This is a genomic window from Allobosea sp. CER48, assembly GCF_044752385.1.
Taxonomy (GTDB): Bacteria; Pseudomonadota; Alphaproteobacteria; order Rhizobiales; family Beijerinckiaceae; genus Allobosea.
In genome coordinates this window covers 1-1,280 of sequence record NZ_JBIWYK010000685.1, presented here as the reverse complement: position 1 = coordinate 1,280, position 1,280 = coordinate 1, and the positions used below count along the sequence as shown (strand labels likewise).

Genomic DNA, 1,280 nt, shown 5'->3' with positions numbered 1-1,280 from the left:
GGGCTATGTCGGCTTGGTGTCCGGCGCCTGCTTCGCGGATTTCGGCCATGAGGTCGTCTGCGTCGACAAGCAGGAAAGCAAGATCGCGGCGCTGAAGCGTGGCGAGATTCCGATCTTCGAACCCGGCCTCGCCGATCTGGTCCGCAGCAACGCCGCGGCCGGGCGCCTGTCCTTCACCACCGACCTCGCCGGCCCCGTCGCCGCTGCGGATGCGGTTTTCATCGCGGTCGGCACGCCGTCGCGGCGCGGCGATGGCTTCGCCGATCTGTCCTATGTCTACGCGGCTGCCCGCGAGATCGCGGCGGCGCTGAACCACTATACGGTGATCGTCACCAAATCGACCGTTCCGGTCGGCACCGGCGACGAGGTCGAGCGCATCGTGCGGGAGCTGCGGCCGGATGCGGACTTCTCCGTCGTGTCCAACCCGGAATTCCTGCGCGAGGGCGCGGCGATCGAGGATTTCAAGCGCCCGGACCGCATCGTCATCGGCACCGAGGAAGAGCGGGCGCGCACGATCATGGCCGACATCTATCGTCCGCTCTACCTCAACAGCGCCCCGATCCTGAACACCAGCCGCCGTACCGCCGAACTGACCAAATACGCGGCCAACGCCTTCCTGGCGACCAAGATCACCTTCATCAACGAGATGGCCGATCTCTGCGAGCAGGTCGGCGCGAACGTCCAGGACGTTGCGCGCGGGATGGGCCTCGACAACCGAATCGGCGGCAAGTTCCTTCATGCCGGGCCGGGCTATGGCGGCTCCTGCTTCCCGAAGGACACGCTCGCCCTGATCAAGACGGCACAGGATTACGGCACCCCCGCCCGCATCGTCGAAACGGTTGCGGCGGTGAACGATCAACGCAAGCGCGCCATGGGCCGCAAGGTCATCGCGGCCTGCGGCGGCGCCGTCCGCGGCAAGACGATCGCGGTCCTGGGCCTGACATTCAAACCCAACACCGACGACATGCGCGACGCACCCTCGCTCTCGATCGTGCAGGCGCTGCAGGACGCCGGCGCCACGATCCGCGCCTTCGATCCGGAAGGCATGGAGCAGGCCAAGGCGGCTCTGCCCGCCGGCGTGGACTATTGCACCGACGCCTACGACTGCGTGACGGGGGCCGATGCCGCCGTCATCGTCACCGAGTGGAACATCTTCCGGGCGCTCGATCTCGATCGGGTCAAGGGCCTGATGCGTGAGCCAGTCCTCGTCGATCTCCGCAATGTCTATCGTGCCGAGCAGGTTCGCGAAAAGGGCTTCAGCTACGCGGATATCGGCCGTG

1 protein-coding gene is annotated in these 1,280 nt (G+C 66.6%); it reads left to right on the top strand.

Annotated features, from left to right (window positions below; genetic code table 11):
• A partial coding sequence (locus ACIPIA_RS16565; RefSeq protein ID WP_400511068.1) for a UDP-glucose dehydrogenase family protein occupies positions 1–1,280 on the top strand: 1,280 nt, incomplete at both ends.